This is a genomic window from Peristeroidobacter agariperforans, assembly GCF_004138335.1.
Lineage (GTDB): Bacteria > Pseudomonadota > Gammaproteobacteria > Steroidobacterales > Steroidobacteraceae > Steroidobacter > Steroidobacter agariperforans.
Map to the genome: position 1 here is coordinate 91,556 of NZ_RYFW01000005.1, position 22,541 is coordinate 114,096.

Here is a 22,541-nt window from a genome sequence, read left to right on the forward strand (position 1 = left end):
TCTTGACCTCTGTAAACAAAAACAAACGAACACGTCATCGTGGCTTGAGATATCGGTCGAACCATTCCAGCGCCAGCTGATGCGCCTGCGGCCAGGCTTGCATGTAGACGCCGTAGTGGGTGATGCCCGGCACGATCACGAGATCCTTCGGGCCGTTGTAACGCTGGTACGCGAGGATGCCCTGGGCGTCGTTGTCGAACAGCTCCTCGCGCTCTGCGACGACGATGCGCATGGGAATGTTGCCGGCATCGTTGATGTGATCGACCGGAGCGTAGTTCGCGAAACGCGCGTAGATTGGCGCGCCACGCAGATTGCCCAGCACGCGCACGCCTGGCTCGGGATAGCCGATTTCACCGCGTGCCCGTCGGGTGGCATCGCGGTAGCCTTCGGGCGTTCTGCCGAGCTGCCGGCCATCGAATGCGCCCACCTGGCTGTACACGACCTTGATCCGGTGATCACGTGTCGCCATCTCCACGACGAAGCCTCCCGATTGGCTGCTGCCCCAGACGCCGATACGGCTGTTGTCGACCCGCGGCTCGCCGTGCAACCAGTGCAGGGCGTTCTGCCAGTCCGTGAGCATGTCGATCGGATCGACGACCTCACGCACCTCGATGACTTCGGCAGTGAACTTGCGATTGTTTCCTGCCGCGCGCTGCGCCGTGGGGTCGGCAAGGATCAGGCGCGAATCGCTCTCGCCCCAACCGCGATAATCGAATGTCACAACCAGATAGCCTGCTTGCGCGAAACCGACCGCATCCCGTCGCAGGGCAGAGGCGGTGCCGCCCCAGCCGTGCGCCATCAGAATCGTGGGCAGTGTCTTGCTCCGCTCGGAGGTGGACACGTACACCGCGCCGGACATCCGTGTCCCTTCACTCCAGATGTTCACCTTGCGCTCGCTGATACCGGCCGGAACAGCGAACTGGGCGGGACCGTCCTGTTGTGCATGCAGCAGAGGCGCAAACAGCAGTGCGTGCAGCAGCATGACGGTCATGCACATACGTCGAACATTCAGCATCGTCACTTCTCTCCTCGATTGGCGGGCGCGGGCGTGAAGTCTGTCCGCGCCGGTTCACTGTCCGAAACGGAAGCGCACGTCGAGCCCGTAGGTGCGCGGCGGCCTCAAACCTGCCTCGATGCTCCGCACGTTCCATGCCGACTCGGTGGCCGTGACTCGCTCGATACTCTCGTCATCGAAGACATTCCTCACGAAAGCGATCAACGTGTAGTTGCGCTCGGGATGGGTCCACAGCGCTCGCACGCTGGTCTCGTCGTAGGACGGCGCGAGGTAGTGTTCACGAGAGAACACCTCGTAGTAGGTTTCGCTGCGATAGATCCAGGAGCCGGACAACGTCAGGGAGCCGGCGGGCAGGTACCACGTGTAGTCCGCGCTGAGCGCAATCTTGTTTTCCGGCGCGCTCGGCAGCCGGTCGCCATCGATGCTCTGACCGCGCTGCGCGGTGGATGCGCTAGCGCACGGCCGTGCGTCGGCGGCAACCGCGCGCACGTCGGCATTGTCGATGAAACATCGCGAATCATCGATTTCGGTATCGAGATAGCTGTAGCTCAGCTGCAGTTGCAGCGAATCGGTCGCGGCCCACAACGCCTCGAGCTCGACGCCTTGCGATACGGCTTGCTCGAGGTTGAAGAAGCGCGTCTCGTTCAAGTTGGTTGCCGGATCGCGGACCGTCGACGGGTATTGCGCGTCCTCATAGTCGTAATGGAACAGCGACAGATTGGCGAGCAGGCGGTTCGTAAAGGTCTTCTTCAAGCCGAGCTCGTACGCGTTGATGAACTCGGGCTCGGTGTAGCCGGTCTGCCCCGGCGCGAACTGGCCAGCATTGAAGCCGCCGCTCTTGTATCCGCGTGTGTACTTTGCGAATGCGAGCACGTCCGCGGCCGGTGTCCATTGAATGGCGGTCGTGCCGGTCGTGCCGTGCCATTCGCCGGCGAGGCGATTGCGACGATCGATTTCGGGAACCGCCACTCCGTCGACGATGCTGCTGCTGTAGAACGCGTACGGCACGCCCGGAACGCCAAACAAAATACGCGAACGGAATTCCTCGGCGTCCTTCCGGTCCTCGGTATAGCGGGCGCCCACGGTCAGCTTCCACGCGTCGCTCAGGCTGTATTCGATCTCGCCGAACACGGCACGCGCATCGGCGTCCAGCAAAGCCCCGGCGATTTGTAGATTGCGATCCGGATTTTCGGGTCCGGCCGCTGGATTGCGGTTCGCGGCACTGGGCTGCGCTACGCGCGGGTTGCTCAATTCCGGTTGTAATGGTGCGCGCACGCCCTGGAACTGATTGACCTGCTCGTGATACTGGTAGAACCCGACAATCCACTGCAGCGGCCCGTTGCCGGTGGAGATCAGATTGATCTCGTTGCTGTAGTACTCCTTGTCCTCGAGATAGAAAGACTCGAGCTGCGGGAAGATCGTAAATGTCACGCCAGGCGTCGTCGGCGGCGTGGGCGGTCGGGTCGTGTAGGGCTCGCGATCGGTGCCGTCGAAATCATCGTTCAGCGCGTACGTGTAGCCCTGGTATCCGCCCGTGTACTTGATGTCTGCCCAGCCGGCGTGGCCGACCAGCTCGAGCACATAGGTGTGCGAGTCATCGAGCGTCGCGACGGAGGGGGTATCGGTGTCGTACTTTCGCGGATCGCTGACACCCGGATTGGTGCCAGTGAATGGCGTCGTCACCGGTTGTGTTGGCGTGCCATTGAACGTCGCGTTAGGAAACAATCCGCTGAAGTAGACCGGAGCGATGTCGTACGGGGTGATCAGAACCTCCGAGCGACCATCGCGATCCCAGCCGGCCTGCGCGTATTTCATCCAACCTTCGATACGCTCGCCGATGTCGAACTCGAGTTGTGCCTCCGCGTAGTGGTCGTCCTGCACGCCGCCTTCGCCGCGGCCGCCATCCACGTCCTGGTAGAAGCCCTCGCCTTGGCCGCCCGTGGTGCCCGCCACTCTGAAACGCAACCAGTCGGCGAGGGGGCCGGATGCCGCCGCGCCAAAGACCTCGGTGTCATAGTTGCCGACCAAGGCGTGCACCTCGCCCGCGAACGTCTCGGTCGGTCGCTTCGAAATAATATTGATGGCGCCGCCGATCGAATTGCGTCCGTAGAGCGTTCCCTGCGGTCCGCGCAGCACTTCGATACGTTCGATCAGGATCGGATGCTTGCCGGCTTCGGCCGTGCTGGATGTATAGAAGCCGTCGGAGTAGTTGGCGAGGCCGGGGTCGGAGCCGTAGTTGTTGGTGAGGCGTCCGACGCCGCGTACGCTCATGCGGCCGAGTCCCTGCGAGAAACTCAGCCCCGGCGTGAAGTCGCTCAGCTCCGGCACGCTCGTTATTCCTCTGAGATCGCGCATCTCGCTGGTGTATGCGGAAATGGCCACCGGCACCTGCTGCAGGCTCTCGCTGCGCTTCTGCGCGGTGACGACGATTTCCTCCACGGCGATTGTTTGTTCGCTCGCAATCATTTCCGCGGCAGTCGTCGTGCCGATGCCGAGCAGACTGAACGCTGCACCGGATAGCAGACTGCCCTGTTGCCGTTTCATACCTTCCCCCAATGTTCAACAAATGTCAGATGAGTGGTGTTTTGTTGATCGGTCAACTAAGCTCGCGCGCTTCGAAAACAAAGCTCCCACACGAGCCGCAGAAACACAAAATATCGTTTCGCACCGAGAAACCGCTGTCATCACGAGGTAACCTCAAGCCATGGATCGACGAACTTTCATGATCGCGACCACGCTGGCGGGCGCGGCCAGCCTGCAACCGCGCTGGGCCCACGCCGTCGCCAACGACCGCCGGCTGCCGCTGCAGGAGGCGGCTGCCGAAGCGTGGTTGTATGGATTGATGCTGATCGAGAACGCGCAGGCGCGGCAGCGATTGCTGGCGATGGCGCGTCCCAATCATCTGTTCCATCGACAGGCGCTGCTCACGCCGAAGAGCCAGACCGTCACCACCCCGAACAACGACACGCTGTACTCGGTGGCTTGGATTGATCTGTCGGCCGGCCCGGTCTCACTGAGCCTGCCGGAAGTCGGCGAGCGCTACGTGAGCTATCAGTTCATGGATATGTACGGCAACAACTTCGCCGTGCTTGGCTCGCGCACCACCGGCGGCGGCGCGTGCAAGGTGACGATCACGGGGCCGGGCGATGCGTCGAGCGATCCGCTTTCGCTGCGCTCACCGACGCGCTGGGTCTGGCTGCTCGCGCGCTTGCTGGTCGATGGTCCGGAGGATCTGGCCGCGGCGCGCGCCATCCATAATGGAATGTCGATCCAGGGGCCGCTCGTGCCTGCGCCGCCGCGCTTCGCGCAGCGCTCCGATCCATGGCCGGAATATTTCGCGTCGGTGCAGGCGCTGCTCGCAGAGAATCCGCCGCCCATCGCCGACCTTTCGTTCTTCAAGCGGGTCGAAGCCCTCGGCCTCGGGCCTGTCAAAGGCTTCGATGCGAGCCGCTTCTCGGCGGCCGAAGGCAAGATGATCGAAGCGGGTATTGCCGCGGCCCGAGTTCGTTTGATGTCAGCGGGGGAGTCGGGGCGGATCGCCAACGGCTGGCTCTATCCGAAGTCGACGCTCGGCAACTTCGGCCAGGACTATCGCTTCCGTGCGCAGATCGCGTTGACGGCGCTCGCGGCGTTGCCGCCTGAGGAAGCCATGTATATGAGGCCGATCGCCCCGGATGGTGCGTACGACCTGCCGAGCGCGACGAGTTGGCGACTGCGCTTCGAGGCGGGCCAGTTGCCTCCGGTGGATGCGTTCTGGTCGTTGACCATGTATCAGGTCAACAGCGCGGGTCAATATTTCTTCTTCGACAACGCGCTCGATCGCTACTCGATCGGCGATCGCACCCCCGGCCTGAAGCGCGGCGCGGACGGCTCGCTCGACATCTGGATATCCCGCAGCGATCCGGGCGGCGAGCGCACGGCCAATTGGTTACCGGCGCCGCCCACCGAAAAGTTTGCAATCATGTTGAGGGCGTATCTGCCGCGCCCCGAACTGCTGGAGGGGCGTTATCTGCTGCCGCCGCTCATGCGGGGCTGATGAGCAGCGCCAGGCATCTGCACGATAGGTTCGTGCAGATGCCGTTGACAAAGCGGCACAAATCGTCGCGTACGAGTCAACCGAGCTCGCCGTGAGTCGTTCAAGCTCCTTTCGTCCGCAACCGAGCGATGGGAGCTGCCTGCCTTGAATGCACTCAAACTGTTACTACCGGCACTCGCGTGTCTTGGCCTCAATGCCTGCGGTGATGACGATGCCTCACCGACGCCGCCGGCCGACGATCCGTTCGTAGCGATCGATCGGGCCGCGGAGGCAGCCTATCGGACGCAAGGTATCGAGGGCATGGGTCTCGCCATCTATAACCGAGACGGCGAGAAGGTGTTCGAGCGCATGTACGGCAACTTCTCCGCGACCCAGCGCGTGCCGATCGCTTCGGCGTCGAAGCTGGTCTCGGGTGTGGTGTTGTTCCGTCTCATCGACCAGGGCTTTCTGTCGCTGGATTCCACGACGGCGCAGGTGCTCGGCTGGAGCGGTGAGAAGGGTACGATCACGCTGCGTCATCTGCTGTCCTTTACTTCCGGTCTGCCGCCGGAGAACTTCTGCACTTATCGCGAGACTCACACGCTCGCCGAGTGCGTAGGTGAGATTTCACAGATGGAGCTTCTGGGGCTGCCCGGTACCCGCTTCGAATATGGTTCGACGCATCTGCATGTCGCCGCGCGGATGGCCGAGGTCGTTACCGGCGATTCGTGGAATGAGATCTTCGCAGCGCAAGTGCGCGATCCGCTCGGGATGCCGGCGGATATTGTCTACTACGCCAACCCCGTCGCGGCGACGGGCACGAACAATCCGCTTCCCGCGGGCGGGCTGATTGTGTCGATGCAGGAGTACGAGCGCCTGCTGCACTTCGTATTCAACAAGGGACAGTGGCAGGGCGCGCCATTGCTTCGGCCGGAGATCTTCGATGTGCAACGGGTCCAGCCCTATGCGAACGCTGCGATCGTCACGACCCCGGCCTCGAGCGTCGGTACACAAGTGCGGTACGGCCTGACTGCCTGGCTGGAATGCAGCACGCCCACGACCGGCTGCTCGGCGATCTCCTCGCCCGGCGCGTTTGGATTCAACCCGTGGCTGGATCGGGACGTCGGGTACTACGCCATTCTCGGGATGCAAGTGCCGAACGATCGGGTGGGCTTCGTGGTGGATCTCAAACAGCAGCTCAAGCCGCTGATTGCCGAAGCACTCGCGCGATAGTGTCTGGAGAATCCAGGACAACATGTCTACCGAAAAATCGTTGTTCAGTCTCAATGAGAAGACCGCGCTGATCACCGGCGGATCGCGCGGCCTTGGGTTACAGATTGCCGAAGCCTTAGGCAGCTACGGTGCGCGCGTGCTGATCTCGGCGCGCAAGGCCGATGAGCTCGAACGCGCGAGGGCGTCTCTGCACGGGCAGGGAATCGACGCGGAGTGCGTCGTGGCCGATTGCGCCAACGAAGAGGGCGTCGTCGCACTCGCCGACACAGCGCTGCAACGATTAGGCCGCGTCGATATCCTCGTGAACAACGCAGGCGCCACTTGGGGGGCGCCGGCCGAGGATCATCCGACTGCCGCCTGGGACAAGGTGTTCAATCTGAACGTTCGCGGCATGTTTCTGCTGTCACAACAGATCGGCCGGCGTTCGATGATCCCTCGGCGCTACGGCCGGATTCTCAATGTGGCCTCCATTGCCGGACTGAGCGGCAATCCTCCGGGCCCGATGAAGACCGTGGCTTACAACGCGAGCAAAGCTGCCGCGATCAACTTTACGCGCGCGCTGGCCGGCGAATGGGGCGTGTACGGCATCACAGTGAACGCGCTCGCCCCGGGATTTTTTTGGACCAAGTTGTCGAGCGGCCTGATGGAGGAACTGGGTGAGGAGGCGCGCAAACGCGTGCCGTTGCAGCGCTGGGGCGATGATCAGGATCTGAAAGGCGCTGCGCTGCTGTTGGTTTCTGATGCGGGCAAACACATCACGGGGCAGGTGCTTGCCGTGGACGGCGGCGCGAGCGCGGTGCACGGGTAGAGCGCAGTGAGCCGCAGGCCTTCCAATGCCTGCGGCATGACTAGCGCAGTGAGAGCCAGACGCGATTAGCTGCGTCCGCCAGCCTTCCTGCCCACCTCAATCGTCTTGAACCCCGCATCGCCCCAGTTCATCACGAACACGCTGAAGCCCTGCTTCATGCGCATCTCGATCTGATCGGGCGTCGTCGGAATTCCGCAGGCGACCTTGAACTCCTTGCAGGCGGAGAGCACCGATTGAATCGCGCCTTCCCAGGCCTTCTCATCGGTCACCGGCTTGCCATCCGGACCCGGGGATGAGAACACCCGGCGCAGCGTACCCGCGCCCGGCCACAACACACCGATGCCTTTGACGGCCGCGATCTCGCGCACGTTCTTCAAGCCTTCCTTGCTCTCGACGACGACCCAGTTGATCAGCTCGCCGTTCGGATTCAACGGCCACAGATCGGCCTTCGCGCGATACTCTTTCTCGCTCAATCCCCAGTACTTCGGAGCCAGGCCCACCGAGTCCGCACGCGTGCCGCCTTGCGCGGGATAGCGCATGGCGCTGAGACCGCGCTTCACTTCATCGGCGTTTTGCACGTCGACGAACATGATGCCGGAGACGCCGAGGTCCAACTGCTGACTGATGTGTTTGGCGGCGAGCGCAGGATCCGGCGCGATCTCGTGCATCTTCACGATCATCGGATAATCGATGCGCGGAGCCGGGGAATGGCTCAAGTGCTTTTCAGCGCCGAGCGCCTTCGCAAACTCCGTGAAGACGGGCAGGGATTTGTCGTAGTCGTGCTCCATGCTGCCGTCGAACACGAAATCCGACAGCTTGTAGTTCACCGTTTCTTTCGCAAGCTCCGCGGGTGTCTTGTTCGGCGTCGGTGCATCCGCCGGCGCGCCGTACGGCTTGCGATTGCTCGGCGCGTACAGGCCCATCACGGGCTTGCCTTGCTCGATCAACCCAATCATCGGATTGAGTCGTTGTTTTGGCGCATCGGCAAGCGTCGTGCTCGCCGCGAAGGCGAGGGCGGCGAGCGAGGCGGCACGCAGGATGCTGGAGACGGTGTGAGCCATCGACGTGGAAGGCATGATGATTGAATCCCCCGAACGAACGCGCGCGTTCGTGATGACATTGATGTCGGTATCGACGCGCGCACGTGGCTCGCGCGTTCGATCTTCAAAGTAGCCGCCGTCGCGTTCGACTTCAACTCACTTTGCGTACAGCACGGCTGTGGCGCAAACACCCTTTGGCAGGGCGGCTGGGGCAAGGGCGCAAACTAATGTCGCGAACTTGCGCTTCGGCGATTGAATCATGCTGCCACCCAGATCGCCGGCACACATTATCAGTAAATTCCTGCGACGCTTCGCGCGTAGGATGTCCCGCGAAATGAAGCATCGGCGCGAAAACCAAGGCCCTGCCTCATCCGGTGACTCATCAGCTGCGAGCGTGCGGCGGGTTTTCACGGCGCAAGCGACGCAGGAAAAAAATTTTCCTAAAGGGGGAATATGACGATGAACGATCGAAGCGCAGCAACTTCGGGCGCACGCCCGGTGTCGGCAGCCGTCAGACGGGCACTGGGACCGGCGAGCGCGTTGCTCGCGCTGACCAGTTTCGTTGCCTTCAACGCAATGGCGCAGGAAACCGCCGAGCAGGTTGCTCAGGCTGGCCCGTCGCCTGCACCTCAATCCGCCACCGGCGGTAGCGCGACCGACAGCGGCGCCGGCGATACGCTCGAAGCCATCACCGTGACCGGTTCGCGCATCGCGCGTGCCGACGGCTATGAAGCCCCCACACCGGTTTCCGTGCTGGGTGCCGAAGAATTGAACAAGATGGCGACGACGACGATCGCGGACTCTGTGAACCGCCTGCCCGCGTTTGCCGGCAGCCAGACCCCGCGCAATCGCTCCTCGAACATCAGCTCCGGCACCGCCGGCACCAACATCCTGAACCTGCGCGGCTTGGGCGCCAACCGTACCCTGGTGCTCCAGGACGGCAAGCGCATGGTCGGTTCGACGGTGGCCACCGGCACGCTCTCGGGCGCGGTCGACGTCAACATGATTCCGAGCGGTCTCGTGCAGCGAGTCGACGTGGTGACCGGCGGCGCGTCCGCCGTGTACGGCTCCGACGCGCTCGCGGGCGTCGTGAACTTCATCCTCGATAAGGAGTTCACGGGCGTCAAAGGCAACGTCGATTACGGCATGACCTCGGCCGGCGACGGCGAGAACTACAAGCTCACGTTCACCGCCGGCACCAAGCTTGCCGATGATCGTTTGCACCTGTTGTTCAGCGGCGAGTACGCCGACGATGAGGGCATCATCGGTAACGATCGCGAGTGGGCGGATGATTCGTTCCAGATGATGAACAACCCGCTCGCCTCGCAGGCGGGCCAGCCTTCGCTGCTCACGGTTCACAACGCGGGCGTCGCGAACGGCACCTACGGCGGCCTGACCTTGAGCTGTCAGCGCATCACCCCGTATGTGGACACCGTCACCGGGGTGCCCGGCAACCGGCTCCAACCGATCACGGGTACGCCCTGCGCGCTGCGCGGCACGCAGTTCGTGACCGACGGCAACGCGATTCCGTTCCAGTTCGGTGATCTGGTGAATGGTCCGACGATGCGTGGCGGCGACTGGGAAGCCTCGCGTGTCGATCGCGCCACGACCATCGCGCTGCCGCTGCAGCGTAAATCGCTGTTCGGCCGCGCGGCCTATGACATCAGCGACAACGTCACGGCGTTCGTCGATCTGCAGTACGGCCACACCTGGTCGCACAACACCCAGGTCGTGCCCATCCTGAACAACGGCGGCAGCGTTTACGTGTATCGCGACAACGCGTTCCTGTCCCCGGAACTGCGTCAGACGATGGTCAACAACAACGTCGACGCGATCGAAATCGGCACGTTCAACGGCGACATGCACTACCTGCAGGGCATCAACACGCGTGAGCTGAAGCGCGGCGTGGCGGGCTTCGAAGGCAACTTCGATCTCGGCGGCAAGGAATGGAACTGGGATGCCTCCTACGTCTATGGCGAGCAGAACATCCAGTCCAAGACGCCGACCAACCGCGTCAACTCGCGCTATGCCATGGCGATCAACTCGACGCTCGATGCAAACGGCAACATCGTTTGCGGCACACGTAGCGCCGACCTGCTCTCCGTGGTGCCGGTCGCCGGCTGCCGCGCCTACAATCCGATGGGCCTCGGCGTGAACTCGCCGCAAGCCCTCGACTACATCACCGACATGGGCTGGTCGGACATCACGCTCACGCAGACGGTGCTCGCGGCCAGCATGAGCGGCGAGCCGTTCGAGAACTGGGCGGGCCCGGTGTCGATCGCGTTCGGCGGCGAGCATCGCACCGAGGAGTCGGAAGGCTCGGTGAGCGCGCTCGACCGGACGAGCGCCTTCTTCGCCGGTAACTACAAGGCGACGATCGGCAAGTTCGATGTGAACGAGGCGTTCCTCGAAACCGTGGTGCCGCTGTTGAACGGCGTGCCGGGCGCGGAGACCTTGGACTTCAACGGTGCGGTTCGTTACACGGACTACAGCGTCACGGGCGAGGTCACGACCTGGAAGGCCGGTTTGATCTGGTCGCCGCTGGAAGATGCACGCTTCCGCTTCACCAAGTCGCGTGACATTCGTGCGCCTGGCTTGGGTGAGTTGTTCAACCAGGGCTCCGGTGGCACGGGCAACAACACCGACCTGGGTCTGCCGGGCAATCCGACCTATTTCATGCAGAGCCAGACCATCGGCAACCTGAACCTGAAGCCGGAAGAGGCCGATACGACGGGTATTGGCGTCGTGTTGACGCCGCGCTTCCTGCCGGGCTTCACGATGTCCGTCGACTACTACAAGATCGAAGTCGATGGCACGCTGTACGTGCGCAGCACGCGTGAAATCATCGAAGGTTGCTACCTGGGTGGCGATCCGCAGATGTGCGCGCAGATCGCGCGTGGTTCCAACGGGTTCATCACCGTGGTCACGAGCTTCCCCGAGAACATCGTCGGCGAAGTGGCGAGCGGCATCGACGTGGACGCCACCTATCGCTTCCCGGTCGGCCCTGGCGACCTGACGCTGCGTGCGATGGGCACGTTCGTGGATAAGCTCGAGACCACCGCTGCCAACGGCACGAAGATCGACGGCCGCGGCGTGAACTCCGACGATGCCGGTATCGGCCTCGGCGCGAACCTCTCCGGTCCGAAGTATCGTTATCTGCTGTCCGCAGGTTACGACTGGGATCCGGTGTCGATCACGCTGTCGATGCGTGGCATCAGCGCGGGCAAGTACAACAACAAGTTCCTGGAATGTGAGGTCGGCAGCTGTCCGACGGCTGCGCAGCTGGTCGGCACGGGTTACACCAACACGATCAACGACAACGACATCGCTGGCGCGGAGTATTTCGACCTGGCGCTCAACTACAAGATGGGCGACATGGGCGAGGCGTACTTCGTGATCGAGAACCTGCTCAACGAGGATCCCGCCAAGGTTGCAGGCGGCCGTGGCGCGGGCTTCTACCAGGGTCAGTCGAACGTGACGCTGTACGACCGCTTCGGCACCATGTTCCACGGTGGCGTGCGCTTCAAGTTCTAAGAACGCACGTAAGAGACGCGAGCGGGGCGGGCCCAATGCAGGCCCGCCCCCTTGGGGGATGATAATGAGAAGAGCACGTATGCTCGCGCTCCTGGGCGCGATGCTGCTGTCTCAGGCCGCCTTCAGCGCGGAGTCCGCGGGCGTGGCGACGCCCGGCGAGGATTGGCCGCACTCGGCCGATATTTCCAAACGCAATCTCACTGCGAAAGACTTCCCACGCTGGCAGCAGCTCGAGCGCAACGTGTATGCCTATGAAGGGCTGCACTCGCCAGACAAGCAGGGCGTCATCGTCAACACGGTCAGCCTGATCGTGATCACGGGCGAGGGCGTCGTGGTCGTCGACGGTCAGGGCGATGTGCCGCAGACCCAGGCGATGATCGAGAACATCAAGAAGCTCACCGACGAGCCCATTAAATATGTGGTGATCGCCTCCGATCACATCGATCACGTAGGCGGCAACGCGGCCTTCCGGCAGGCGTATCCCAACGTGGTCTTCATTGGCTCGCCCGCCTCCAAGCGGCGGCTCGAGAAAGATCCCAATCCGCCGACCATGCTCGTCTCCGAGCAGCGATCGTTACGGCTCGGCGCCGCGCAAATCGAAATTCTGAACCTGGGACGCGCCCACACCGGCGGCGATCTGGTCGCCTGGATGCCGCAGGTCGGCGTGCTGTTCCTGGGTGAAATTTATTTAAGGGATGTGTTCCCGGCGATGCGCTCAGCCTATCCGACCGAGTGGCTTGCGACGATCCGCAAGGCGGTGTACTTGAATCCGAACTGGTACATCCCCGGCCACGGTTTCATCGACGAGCCGGCGATCATGAGGCGCGAGCTGGACGAGGCGAGGCAGGCGTTGATTTACGTCATGAATGAGGCGAAGCGCCTCAAAGCGGCCGGCTACGCGTGCGAATCTGCCGCGAACTGTCCGGCCGCGGAGCACGCGAACTGGGGCCCGTACGCCGACTGGGCCTTGCGCAGCTCCCAGGCGCCGCTCGCCATCGCTCGTGTATACCTCGAGCTCGATGGCAAGCTGCCGGAGACTTGAGTGACCGGGCCGCATCGTGGAACTAGTCGGCGTGCGGTGTGGTCCAAAGCGACCCGCCAGCCAGCCTTGCGAGCCGTCTGCGAAACTCAGGGTAAACGCCTGACAGCGGACGGAAAATTTCCATATTCGCGGCAAAAAAAACAAAGTTCATGTAGCGCCTTAGGCGTACATTCTGAATAGCGGATAGAACAGGTCTAGCTCCGTCACAGGCTGGATACCGTTCGTCGCTGTAGGTTGATCGGTAGGGGGACGTTGAGAGTGAAGTCATGTATCCGTGCGTTCAGCACAGTTGCCCTGACCAGCCTGCTCTTGGCCGGCTGCGCGGGCAAAGATGAGCCCGAGAATCCTGGCACGCCGCCGCGCGTGCGAGTCATCACCACCCAGCAGTATTTGAATACGGTCGCGAACGTGTTCGGCTCGAGCGTGAGCATGGACATGAAGTTCCCGCCGCTGCGCCGGACCGACGGTCTGCTCGCCAACGGCGCGGCCTTGGCCGGCGTCACCGCGGGCAAGATCGAAACGTTCCAGCGCGCCGCGAGCAGCATTGCCGCTCAAGTCGTCGCGCCCGAGCGCCGCAACTACCTGATCCCGTGCACGCCCGCCGATGAGAAGAAGTCGGATGCGGAGTGCGCCAAACAGTTCTTCTCGCAGACCGGCCGGCTCCTGCACCGACGCAAGCTGACCGATGAGGAGCTGAGCAAGTACGTCACGGCCGCGAACACGGCCGCCGACAAGCTCAACGATTTCTACGCCGGTGTGGAGCTCACGCTCGAGGCGATGCTGATCAGCCCCGAGGTGCTGTTCATCGTCGAGACGAGCGATGAGAAGCCCGACAAGCACGGCGGCCGTCCGCTCGACGCTTATTCGCTTGCCTCGCGCCTGTCCTTCTTCCTGTGGGATGCCGGTCCGGATGACATGGTGCTCACGGCCGCCGAGAAGGGCGAGCTCGACAGCGAGCGTGGCTTGAAGAAAGTGGTCGATGCGATGCTCGCAAGCCCGCGCCTGGAAGACGGCATGCGCGCGTTCTTCGATGACATGCTGGGCTTCGATGACTTCGATGCGCTCTCGAAGGATCCCACGGTCTATCCGTTCTTCACCGGTGCGACCGCCGCGGATGCCCGCGAGCAGACCATGCGCACGATCGTCGATCATCTGATCCACAAGCAGGAAGACTATCGCGAGCTGTACACGACGCGCGAAACGTTCATGTCGCCCGCGCTTGCGCCGCTGTACCAGATCCCGGCCTCGCGAGGCTGGACCGAATATACGTTCCCTGAAGACAGCCCGCGTCAGGGGCTGTTGACGCAGGTGAGCTTCGTCGCGCTGCGTTCGCATCCGGGCCGCAGCTCGCCGACGCTGCGTGGTCGTGCGCTGCGTGAGCGCATTCTCTGCCAGGTCGTGCCGCCGCCGCCGCCGAACGTCGACTTCGGCAAGCTCGAAAATCCGGACGCGCACTACAAGACGCAGCGTGAGCGCGTCGCCGTGCACCTGGAAGATCCGGCGTGCGCCGGCTGTCACAAGATCACCGATCCGATGGGGCTTGCGCTCGAGAGCTTCGATGGCGCGGGCCGCTTCCGCACGCAGGAGAACGGCGCGACCATCGATACGACCGGCGAGCTCGACGGCGTGCAGTTCACCGATGTGGTGGGCTTAGGCAAGGCGCTGCACGACAATCCGGCGCTGCCGAGCTGCCTGGTCGATCGCCTGTACAGCTACGGCTCGGGCGGCGCGGCCAAGCCCTCCGACCGACCGCTGTTGAAGTACTACACCGCGGAGTTCGAGAAGGCCGGCTACAAGCTGCCCGAGGTGTTGCGCACGATCACGCTCTCGGAAGCCTTCCGCACCGTCACCGAGGCGAAGAAGGTGAATGCGTCCGAGGCACGCGAGCCGACCGAGGAAATCGTCATCGAAGAGCAGCTGCCGACGACCACCACGGTGGATACGGCGGCGCCCGCGAATGAAACACAAACCGTGGCGATGACTAGCAGCCACGATAAGAACTGATTGCCGTTGCGGAGAGATCACACATGAGCAAGTTGACCAGACGGACAGTCCTGCGAGGTATGGTTGGCGGCGCCGCGGTGAACGTCGCGTTGCCCTTGTTGAACTGCATGCTCAACACCAACGGCACCGCGCTCGCCGACGGCAAGCCGATGCCGATTCGTTTCGGCACCTGGGGCTGGGGCCTCGGCATGAATCAGAGCATCTTCGTGCCGAAGAAGTACGGCGAGGATTTCGATCTGCCCGAGGAGATCGCGGCGCTCGCGCCGATCAAGAAGCACATCAACCTCATCACCAACACGCAGGCGTTCCGCGACAACTACCAGAACCTGTGTCACTACACCGGCTGGGTCATCGCCCGCACGGGCTCCGCGCCGAAGGACACCAAGGACATTCCGGGTGAGACCATCGACGTGACGATCGCGAACCAGATCGGCGGCGGCACGCGCTTCAAGTCGCTCACGGCAACCGCCACGGGCGACGTGCGTAACACCTACAGCTACGAGAACAGCAACACGCCGAACGCCCCCGAGTGGTCGCCGTTGCAGTTCTACACGCGCCTGTTCGGCCCGGACTTCCCGGATCCGAACGCGAAGACCTTCACGCCCGATCCGCGCATCATGGTGCGTCGGAGCGTGCTCTCGGGCGTCATGGATCAGACCAAGAGCCTGATGCAGACGGTGCCGGCCGATGACCGTGCGCGCCTGGATCAGTACTTCAGCGGCCTGCGTCATCTGGAGCAGCAGTTCCAGCAGCGCCTGGAGAAGCCCGAGCCGATCGAGGCGTGCGTGCGTCCGGGCGAGATCACGGTGGATCCGGCGATGGGTCAGGAAGCCGAGGCGATCGCGATCCGTCACAAGATGATGACGGAGCTGCTGGTCATGGCGCTGGCGTGCGATCAGACGCGCGTCTTCAACATGGCCTACACCAACGCGAACTCCTCGACCATCAAGCCGGGCTACGAGAAGCCGCACCACACGACGACGCACGAGGAGCCGGTGGATATGAAGCTCGGCTATCAGCCGACTGCTTCGTGGTTCACGCGTCGCGCGATGGAAGGTTGGGCGCACTTCGTGGACGCGTTCACCAAGGTGAAGGAGGGCAACGGCACGTTGCTCGATAACGTCTTCATCATGGCGACGACCGACCACGGCTACGCTCGCGTGCACAGCCTGGATCACATTCCGATCTTCACGGCCGGCCGTTGCGGTGGCGCCGTGCGCACGGGTCTGCACATCGATGGCAAGGGCACGACCGGCTGTCGCGTGGGCTACACCGCGCTCAAGCTCATGGGCGTGGACAAGCCCTCGTGGGGCGTGAACAGCAACAACACCTCGCAGGAAGTCGGCGAGATTCTCGTGTCTCGGCTGAGCTGATTGGCTTCGATTGAAAGACTCGGCGGCCGACGCAAAGGGTCGACGCCGAGGGCTTAGGGGGATGAGTGAGATGAATAGACTTCGATGGTTGTTGTCCGCGGCGCTGCTCGTCGGCGCCGGCGTCAGCCAGACGACGATGGCGGCGACGGGTCCGTACTGGCAGTCGAAAGACTCCAAGGACACCGAGTCGTATGTGAAGGTGCCGATGCCGCCCGGGATCCAGGTGATCGAGACCGAGCTCGAGGGCCCGGTGTTCGCGACCGCCGAGGGCAAGACCATCTACACCTGGCCGCTCGGCAATCTTCGTAACGGCAACGCGGGCGATCGTCGTAACAGCGGTGTCTCGACCTGCGATGGCACGATCTATAAAGAAACTTCGGGCTACATGAGCCCGTATCCCCCGGGCTTCCTGCTGCCCGAGCTCGAGACTCGCAAGAGCTGCGAGCAGCTGTGGCCGGCGGTGCTCGCGCCCGCCGATGCCAAGCCCGTGGGCAAGTGGACCGTGGTGAAGCGCAAGAACGGCCAGAGTCAGTGGGCGTACGATGGCTATCCCGTCTACACCTCGAGCCTCGATAAGAAGGCCGGCGATGTGTTCGGCGGCACCAATGCGTTGTCCGGTGGCGCGCAAGGCATCGTGCGTCAGCCGATCGGACCGCCGCCCGATGTGCCCCCGGAGCTCGATGTCGTTCCATTCCGCACCGGCCACATGATCACGACGTACAAAGGCTTCTCGGTGTATGCCTCGGATGCGGACGCGCCGGGCAAATCCAACTGCGTGGACAAGTGTCTGTCGGATTGGGATCCGGTGATTGCTCCGCAGACCGCGAAGACCAAGGGCGACTGGAGCGTGGTCGAGCGCTCGCCCGGCATCAAACAATGGGCCTATCGCGGCCAGCCGCTCTACACCTACGTGCACGAGAAAAAGGCGCGCGCGGTGACGGGCAGCGACAATCCGGGCTGGCACAACGTCTACACGCAGCGTGCGCTGCCGCCGCCGGCGGACTTCACGGTGCAGGACTCGCGCATCGGTCAGGTGCTCGCGGATAAGGATGGCAAGACCATCTATATCTATCAGTGCAACGACGACGCGCTCGATCAGCAGACGTGCGATCACCCGGATTCCCCGCAGGTCTATCGCATGGCCATCTGCGGCAACTTCGATCCGAATGTTTGTAATGCGACGTTCCCCTATGTGAAGGCATCCCCCGGCGCGAAAGCCGACAGCAGCCTGTGGACGGTCGTCACGATCGATCCAAAGACCGGCAAGTGGGCGAAGCCGGGCGATGCCGGCGCGATGCAAGTGTGGGCCTATCGCGGCCGTCCCGTGTACACCTATGGCGAGGACTTGAAGCCAGGCGATGCGAACGGCGACAACTACGGTGAGTTCAACGGTCAGCGCAACGGCTTCCGGGCGTACTGGGTGCGAGACGACTATCGCAACAACAACGTCGGTCGCACGGCCAACGATCGCTAACCTTCGGCGACCTCAGGAGCTTGAAGATGAAGAGCAATGCAGTTCGGATGATGAGCGTCGCAGGCTCGCTGCTCGCCGCCTCGGTGACGGTCGCGCTGTCCACCGCGAGCGCGCAACCTGCGCCGCTGCAGGAAGGCGGCGGTGCGTTGAAGGATCGCCGCATCGGTTACGTGATGACCCACAAGTACTGGGCCGTCTACGAGACCGAAGGCGCGAAGACCGAATGTCCGCAGGGCTTCAACGATGGCCCGCGTGAGCAGTTCAAGAAACTGTTCGACGATGGCAAGAAGCGCAGCATCGTCGAGGCGCAGTTGAAGCGCGAGGGCGAGCAGTGGCATCCGACCACGGCGCCCGAGTCGTTCGTGTTCAAGGAAGCCCAGGGCAACACCTCCTACGGCTTGAACCTGGACGGCAAGATCGGCCCCGAGGATTTCCTGAGTCCCGAAGGCGAGAAGGGCATCGACAATCAGCTGTATCGGGTGATCGGCTGCATCGGCCACTACCGCACGATGGGCACGATCAATCACTTCGAAAATCTCTTCATGCGCAGCTACGACGATACGCGCATCGTCATCGAGCTGACCGAAGTCGACAGCCTGAAGAACGATGACGCCGTCGTCGTCACGACCTATCGCGGCAGCGACGGTCTGTTGCAGGATGCGACCGGCGAAGGCTTCATTCCTGGCGGCACGCAGCGCATCGACATGCGCTGGGGCAAGGAATATGTGAGCAAACTGAACGGCAAGATCGTCGATGGCGTGCTCATCACGGAGCCCGCCGATCGCGTGATGCTGCCGTGGGGTGTCACCTTCGGCACCAGCGGCTATCACGTGTTCCGCGGCTTCGAGTTGAAGCTGAAGCTCGATCCGGAAGCCGCCGAAGGCTTGATGGCAGGCTTCGTCGATGTGAAGGCGTTCAATCATCACTTGAATACCTCCTGGTCGACGCACCATCACAGCTACGGCCAGCTCTCATCGCCCTCGCAGTACAAGGCGATGATGCGTCTCGCCGATGGCTATCCCGATCCGAAAACCGGCAAAAACACCGCGATTTCCTCGGCCGTCAGAGTGAAGTTCACGCAGGTGTACGTGCAGCAGCCGGAGCAGAAGGAACTGGTGTCGAAGCAGTAACCCGTCGGTGCGCAGGAATTTTCGGCCCTGCGCACCGATGCTTGCCACGATCATGCGCAGAGGCGCCTTCGAGGCGCGAATTTGGCGAAGAAATAACCGCGATGCGATAGCTAGACTGCCCCAATACAAGTAGACAACAAACGTTGTTTAGGGGGCTGTCATGCTGCACTCAACCCGCCTGGATCGTCAGGCGGTGGCGCTCAGACCGGCGCGCAACGCGCCCCTGACGCTCCGAATTCCCGAGCCTGCCGCCCGTCCGGGCGAGCCGGTCAACTTCAGTAAACTTCGTTTGTCAGCGCCGGGCGCCGTGCGTCGGCCCTCGCTCGATGCCGAGCCGCGAGCGATGCACGATCTTGCCTACGAGCTGATCCGTGTGCTCGATGACAAGGGCAACGCGGTTGGTCCGTGGGTGCCGGAGATCGCGAGCGCCACGCTCATCGCCGGTCTGCGCAACATGATGCTCACGCGTGTGTTCGATGAGCGCATGTATCGCGCGCAGCGTCAGGGCAAATGTTCCTTTTACGTCAAGAGCACCGGTGAGGAAGCGGTGGCGGCGGCGCAGGCCGCGGCGCTCGAAAGCACCGACATGCTCTTCGGCAGCTACCGCTCGCAGGGCCTGCTGATCGCGCGTGGCTATCCACTCCTGAAGATGATGGGTCAGGTGTATTCCAACGCGCTCGATCCGCTGCTGGGCCGGCAGATGCCCGTCATGTATTCGAGCCGCGAGCACAATTACTTCACCATCTCGGGCAACCTCGGCACGCAGTTCATTCAAGCGGTCGGCTGGTCGATGGCTTCGGCGTTGAGCGGCGACACGCGGATCGCGGCGAGCTGGATCGGCGATGGCACGACGGCCGAAGGCGATTTCCACTATGCGATGACCTTCGCCTCGGTGTATCGGGCGCCGGTGATTCTCAACGTCGTCAACAACCAGTGGGCGATTTCCTCGTTCCAGGGCATCGCAGGCGGCGATGAAGCGCCGTTTGCGGCCCGTGCGGTGGGCTATGGGCTGCCGGCGCTGCGCGTCGATGGCAACGATTTCCTCGCGGTGTATGCCGCGACCAAGTGGGCGGCTTCGCGCGCACGCGCCAATCATGGCGCGACGCTGATCGAGCTGTTCACCTATCGCGCCGAGGCGCACTCGACGAGCGATGATCCGACCCGCTACCGGCCCGCCGATGAAGGCGCGAAGTGGCCGCTCGGCGATCCCATTGCGCGCTTGAAACAGCACCTCATCGCCCGTGGCGAGTGGAGCGAGCAGAAGCACGCGTCGTTGCAGGAGGAAGTGACGGCCGAAGTGCGCAATCTGCAGAAAGAAGCGGAAGCCAAGGGCGTGCACGGAAGCAACCAGCCCCCGAGCCCCAAGACGATGTTCGAAGGCGTGTTCAAGGAGCCCGATCCGCGGCTGCTGAAGCAGCGCCAGGAGGCGGGATTCTAGATCATGGCGACGATGAACATGATTCAGGCCCTGAACTCGGCCATGTCCACCATGATGGCGCGCGATCCGAGCGTCGTGGTGTTCGGCGAGGACGTGGGCTACTTCGGCGGCGTGTTCCGCGCCACCGACGGACTGCAAAAGAAATATGGCGCGCACCGTTGTTTCGACACACCGATCGCCGAAGGCGGCATCGTCGGTGCGGCTATCGGCATGGGGGCTTATGGCATGCGCCCGGTGGTGGAGATCCAGTTTGCGGACTACATCTACCCGGCGTTCGATCAGCTGACCTCGGAGGCGGCGCGCATTCGCTATCGCTCCGCGGGCGACTTCAACGTGCCCATCGTCGTGCGCACGCCGTACGGCGGCGGCATCTTCGGCGGACAAACTCACAGTCAAAGCCCCGAAGGCCTGTTCACCCACGTCGTGGGCCTGAAGGTCGTGATTCCTTCGACGCCTTACGATGCGAAGGGCCTGCTGATCAGCTCGATCGAAGATGACGATCCGGTGATATTCCTCGAGCCGAAGCGCCTCTACACGGGCCCCTTCGACGGTCGTCACGATGTGGCGGTGAAGCCCTGGTCGGTGCATCCGGCCTCGGAGGTGCCCGAGGACTACTACCGCGTCCCGTTGGGCAAGGCCTCGATCGTGCGGGCGGGCGAGGATGTGACGATCCTCGCGTATGGAACGATGGTGCACGTGGCGCTCGCCGCCGCGCAGGAAAGCGGCGTCGATGCGGAAGTCATCGATCTGCGCAGCCTGGTTCCGCTCGATCTCGAGACCATCATGGCGTCCGTCAACAAAACCGGCCGGTGCATCGTCGTGCACGAGGCGACCAAGACGAGCGGCTTCGGTGCGGAGCTTGCGGCGCTGGTTCAGCGCGAATGTTTCTATCAGCTGGAGTCGCCGGTGGAGCGCGTCACGGGTTGGGATATTCCTTATCCGCACGCGTTCGAGTGGCAGTACTTCCCGGGGCCGACGCGCGTCGCCGCAGCGATGCGTCAGGCGATGGAGGCATAACGCATGGGACAGTACAGCTTCAAACTGCCCGACGTGGGTGAGGGCACGGCCGAGGCCGAGATCGCCGAGTGGCGCGTGAAGGTCGGCGATCGCGTCGAGGAGGATCAGCCGCTCGTCGACATGATGACGGACAAGGCGACGGTTGAACTGACCTCACCGGTCGCAGGCGTCGTGCAGAGCATCGCCGGCCGCGCGGGCGAGAAGGCCGCGGTCGGATCGGTGCTGGTCGTGCTGGAAACCGCAGGCGACGCATCGGCAGATCAAAACAAACAAACCGCAGCCGCTGAGCAACCGGCTGCGGTTGCAGCTCAGGCCGGTGCTGAGCAGCGTCGCACCGGCACGGGCCCGGTCGCGCTGGCCTCCGGCGCCGCGCATGCGCCATCGCGCAGCGCGGACTTGGGCTCGGGTGCCGGCCATGGCGCGAGCCGTAGCGACGACTCATCGGCGTACGCCGTCGCAGGCTTCAGTCGAGCTCACGAGGCGGGCACTCAGCCGCGTCGGGGCGAGCGTCCGGCCGCATCGCCAGCCGTGCGTCGGCGTGCCGAGGAGCTCGGCATCAAACTGCAGTTCGTGCGTGGCACCGGCCCCACCGGTCGCATTCTTCACGCCGATCTGGATGCCTACCTTGCAGACGAAACCGGCGCGGGTGGTCCCTCGCGCATCGGACAGGCCGAGCCCGCTCAAGGCGGCGGCAACAATTATCTGTACACGAAGCTCGCAGGCGGCGAGGACATCCCCGTCATCGGCCTGCGCCGGCAGATCGCCGAGCGCATGCAGGCCGCGAAACGTCACATTCCTCACTTCACCTATGTGGAAGAAGTCGACGTCACCGAGCTCGAAGAACTCCGTGCGCACTTGAACGCGACCCGCGCCAAAGATCAGCCGAAGCTGACCTTGCTGCCGTTCCTCATGCGCGCACTCGTCCGAGTGCTGCGTGAGTTCCCGCAGATGAACGCAACCTACGACGATGAAGCGGGCGTGATCCATCGCAGCGCCCCGGTGCACATCGGCATGGCCGTGCAAACCACCCGAGGCCTCCTGGTCGCCGTGATCAAGCACGCCGAATCCCGTGATCTGTGGGACTGCGCAAGCGAAGTAGGTCAGCTCGCAACCGTCACGCGCGATGGCAAGGCTTCGCGCGAGCAGCTGACGGGCTCGACCATCACCATCACGAGCCTGGGTCCTTTGGGCGGTGTCTCCGCGACGCCGGTCATCAATCGTCCGGAAGTGGCGATCATCGGACCGAACAAGATCGTCGAGCGCCCGGTGGTGCGCGACGGGCAGATCGTGATTCGCAAGATGATGAATCTGTCCTCCTCGTTCGACCATCGGGTCATCGACGGCGCCGAAGCCGCCGAATTCATTCAACGCCTGCGCGCGGTGCTCGAGCAGCCCGCCACCATTTTCGTTCGGTGATT

General features: G+C 63.2%; 15 protein-coding genes. 12 read left to right on the forward strand and 3 right to left on the reverse strand.

Annotated features, from left to right (window positions below):
• Positions 1-34: 34 nt before the first annotated feature.
• Complete coding sequence (locus tag EK373_RS28215) at positions 35-1,015, reverse strand: alpha/beta hydrolase (RefSeq protein ID WP_129648153.1); 981 nt, start codon at positions 1,013-1,015, stop codon at positions 35-37.
• A gap of 54 nt (positions 1,016-1,069) precedes the next feature.
• Positions 1,070-3,559 carry a TonB-dependent receptor gene (locus EK373_RS28220; RefSeq protein ID WP_129648155.1) on the reverse strand — a complete coding sequence of 830 codons (2,490 nt, stop codon included), beginning with the start codon at positions 3,557-3,559 and terminating at the stop codon, positions 1,070-1,072.
• 160 nt (positions 3,560-3,719) lie between these two features.
• On the opposite strand from EK373_RS28220, the gene EK373_RS28225 reads away from it, so the two are divergent.
• From EK373_RS28225 to EK373_RS28235, 3 genes are all read left to right on the forward strand, one after another.
• Positions 3,720-5,051, forward strand: a complete 1,332-nt coding sequence (locus EK373_RS28225; protein ID WP_129648157.1) for a DUF1254 domain-containing protein — start codon at positions 3,720-3,722, stop codon at positions 5,049-5,051.
• 144 nt (positions 5,052-5,195) lie between these two features.
• Positions 5,196-6,263 (forward strand): serine hydrolase domain-containing protein, encoded by a 1,068-nt coding sequence (locus EK373_RS28230; RefSeq protein ID WP_129648159.1) that lies wholly within the window; start codon positions 5,196-5,198, stop codon positions 6,261-6,263.
• A 22-nt stretch (positions 6,264-6,285) separates the two neighbouring features.
• Positions 6,286-7,071 carry an SDR family oxidoreductase gene (locus tag EK373_RS28235; protein ID WP_129648161.1) on the forward strand — a complete coding sequence of 262 codons (786 nt, stop codon included), beginning with the start codon at positions 6,286-6,288 and terminating at the stop codon, positions 7,069-7,071.
• A gap of 65 nt (positions 7,072-7,136) precedes the next feature.
• Here EK373_RS28235 and EK373_RS28240 read toward each other — a convergent pair whose 3' ends face one another.
• Positions 7,137-8,147, reverse strand: coding sequence for an aldolase/citrate lyase family protein (locus tag EK373_RS28240; protein ID WP_129648163.1), 1,011 nt, complete (start codon positions 8,145-8,147; stop codon positions 7,137-7,139).
• Positions 8,148-8,570: 423 nt separating this feature from the next.
• Between EK373_RS28240 and EK373_RS28245 the strand changes: the two genes are divergently transcribed.
• From EK373_RS28245 to EK373_RS28285, 9 genes are all read left to right on the forward strand, one after another.
• Positions 8,571-11,645 (forward strand): TonB-dependent receptor plug domain-containing protein, encoded by a 3,075-nt coding sequence (locus EK373_RS28245; RefSeq protein ID WP_198683712.1) that lies wholly within the window; start codon positions 8,571-8,573, stop codon positions 11,643-11,645.
• Positions 11,646-11,724: 79 nt separating this feature from the next.
• Entirely contained in the window at positions 11,725-12,687 is a 963-nt protein-coding gene (locus tag EK373_RS28250; protein ID WP_157994580.1) for an MBL fold metallo-hydrolase, read from the forward strand.
• Between the two features lie 258 nt (positions 12,688-12,945).
• The gene (locus EK373_RS28255; protein WP_129648169.1) at positions 12,946-14,691 is read left to right on the forward strand and encodes a DUF1588 domain-containing protein; all 1,746 of its coding nucleotides are present in this window, start codon (positions 12,946-12,948) and stop codon (positions 14,689-14,691) included.
• 23 nt (positions 14,692-14,714) lie between these two features.
• Positions 14,715-16,064, forward strand: a complete 1,350-nt coding sequence (locus EK373_RS28260) for a DUF1552 domain-containing protein (RefSeq protein WP_129648171.1) — start codon at positions 14,715-14,717, stop codon at positions 16,062-16,064.
• Between the two features lie 70 nt (positions 16,065-16,134).
• The gene (locus tag EK373_RS28265; RefSeq protein WP_232831340.1) at positions 16,135-17,538 is read left to right on the forward strand and encodes a COG4315 family predicted lipoprotein; all 1,404 of its coding nucleotides are present in this window, start codon (positions 16,135-16,137) and stop codon (positions 17,536-17,538) included.
• Between the two features lie 26 nt (positions 17,539-17,564).
• Entirely contained in the window at positions 17,565-18,668 is a 1,104-nt protein-coding gene (locus EK373_RS28270; protein ID WP_198683713.1) for a hypothetical protein, read from the forward strand.
• Positions 18,669-18,828: 160 nt separating this feature from the next.
• Complete coding sequence (locus EK373_RS28275) at positions 18,829-20,106, forward strand: thiamine pyrophosphate-dependent enzyme (protein WP_129648175.1); 1,278 nt, start codon at positions 18,829-18,831, stop codon at positions 20,104-20,106.
• Positions 20,107-20,109: 3 nt separating this feature from the next.
• The gene (locus tag EK373_RS28280; protein WP_129648177.1) at positions 20,110-21,123 is read left to right on the forward strand and encodes an alpha-ketoacid dehydrogenase subunit beta; all 1,014 of its coding nucleotides are present in this window, start codon (positions 20,110-20,112) and stop codon (positions 21,121-21,123) included.
• A gap of 3 nt (positions 21,124-21,126) precedes the next feature.
• The gene (locus EK373_RS28285) at positions 21,127-22,539 is read left to right on the forward strand and encodes a dihydrolipoamide acetyltransferase family protein (RefSeq protein ID WP_129648179.1); all 1,413 of its coding nucleotides are present in this window, start codon (positions 21,127-21,129) and stop codon (positions 22,537-22,539) included.
• The last annotated feature ends 2 nt before the right edge of the window (positions 22,540-22,541 follow it).